Raw genomic sequence first — 1,831 nt, forward strand, 5'->3', positions numbered from 1 at the left:
AAGGGAGCGTTGCAGAATGAAAACCTGCAGCGCTCCCATTTTCGTTTTTCGGTGGAAGCCTGAGACCGGGAAAGCACCGGGAAAGCAGAGAAAAACGCGGAGTTTTCCACAAAAAAGGGCGCAAATCAACAGACCCTGGGGCGATCCCAGCGCCAAATGTGGAAAACTATTTTGTTTTTTCGTCTCAGGCCGTCATTTTCTCGGACGCACGGGTTTGCAGTCTGCCGTGTTCCCGCTTCATCCAGTACTTTTTCAGGTCGAAGGCAATAGCAAGAAGGAACAATTCTGCGCGGATGTTTGTCCGGCCTCGCGTGAGGAATCTCCGGAATCCGAAATCATTTTTCAACAGGGCAAAAGCGCCCTCCGCCTGAATGGAGCGGCACAGGCGCAGATAGATACCCCTCTCGGAGGTCATGCGCCGCTCGGTCCTCGCACGCTTCTCCCAGAAGGTTTTCTGCAAGCAAAGCTCTTTCGGCTGTTCCGGATTTTTGGCGCGGCAGCACTGGCTTCGGCAGGGACAGCCGGCGCAGCTTTCACACCGATACCAAGCGGTGGACACAAGCTGTCCGTCTTTTTCCTCCGTGCGTTCCCGGAATAAGGGCAGCTTCCTTCCCTGTGCGCAGGTAAAGCAATCTTCTTCCGGGTCGTATGCCATGTTCTCCACGCGGCCAATCTGCTTCTGAAACTTTTTGCTCTTTTTCTGGTCGTAATTCGTGGGTTTGATAAAGCAAACCTGGTCGGTGGAATCCAGATACAGATAGTTCTCCAGACTCTCATATCCGGCGTCCGCCACGACCTCCTCATACCGGGTGTGATGAAATTCTTCCAGTCTCTGCAAAAACGGCTTGAGCGTCTTTACGTCGCTTCGATCGGAAAACGCCTCAATTCCGGTAATGTACTCGCTGTTTACTGCGAGCTGCACATTGTAGCCGGGTTTGAGCTGTCCGTTGCGCATATGATCTTCCTTCATCCGCATAAAGGTGGCGTCCTCGTCTGTCTTGGAATAGCTGTTGCGCCCCTCTCCCATTGTGGACAGCTGTCCCTCATACTTCTGCCAGCGTTCCAGCAGGGTATGCAGCTTCTCCCACACGCGCTGTTCGCCGCTTTTCCGTTTGCCGCTGCCGTGGACAAAGGAAATACCTGCGGCAAGGTCATCCAGATAAGCCTGCAAGTCCAACGGGGAGGTCAGACCCGTCTCCCGGCGGATCTCTTCCTTCACCTTGGTCAGCTGCTTTTCCACGCTTTTTCTCCACACAAAGGTGTATCGTCCCGCGCAGCTTTCCAGCTTCGTTCCGTCAATAAACACCGCCGTGTGGTCTGTTTCACCGATGTCTTCCAGCCTTTGCACCAGCTGATAAAACAAATCCTCCAGCGCGTCTCTGCACCGTCCCGTGCGGAACCGGGCGAAGGTGCAGTGATCCGGCGCTTTTCGATCCTCCAGCAGCCATCTGAAGTCAATTCGGTACTGACAGGCTTCCTCCAGTTTTCGGCTGGAATAAATCCCGCACAGATACCCGTACACCAATACCTTGAACAGCACCCGGGGATCCGCCGCCGATTTTCTCCCTTTGGAAGAATACGCTTCGTACAGTTTCCCGTACTCCAGTTCCTCAAGCTGGGCGTTTAGCAGACGGACGGGTGCGTTCTTCGGTATCATAATTTCTGAATTTAGTGTGAATACCAGTTGACCATTCCGCTCAAATACGGTAAACTGGTCTTGCTTATTCTGTGTCTTCACAAACTAAGAATATAGCAACGAGCGAGGTTTGGAAACCCTTTCGGGCTCCAAACCTCGCTCGTTTTTTTTGGATCATTTTGCAACGGGCCCTTC

General features: G+C 53.1%; 1 protein-coding gene. It reads right to left on the reverse strand.

The window, feature by feature from the left end; all coding sequences use genetic code 11:
- Nucleotides 1-184 precede the first annotated feature (184 nt).
- On the reverse strand, nucleotides 185-1,738 hold the full coding sequence (locus tag WGC32_RS14955) for an IS1182 family transposase (protein WP_342683063.1): 1,554 nt from the start codon (nucleotides 1,736-1,738) through the stop codon (nucleotides 185-187).
- Nucleotides 1,739-1,831 lie beyond the last annotated feature (93 nt).

It is taken from the genome of Zongyangia acetica, assembly GCF_038739695.1.
Classification (GTDB): domain Bacteria; phylum Bacillota; class Clostridia; order Oscillospirales; family Ruminococcaceae; genus Zongyangia; species Zongyangia gallinarum.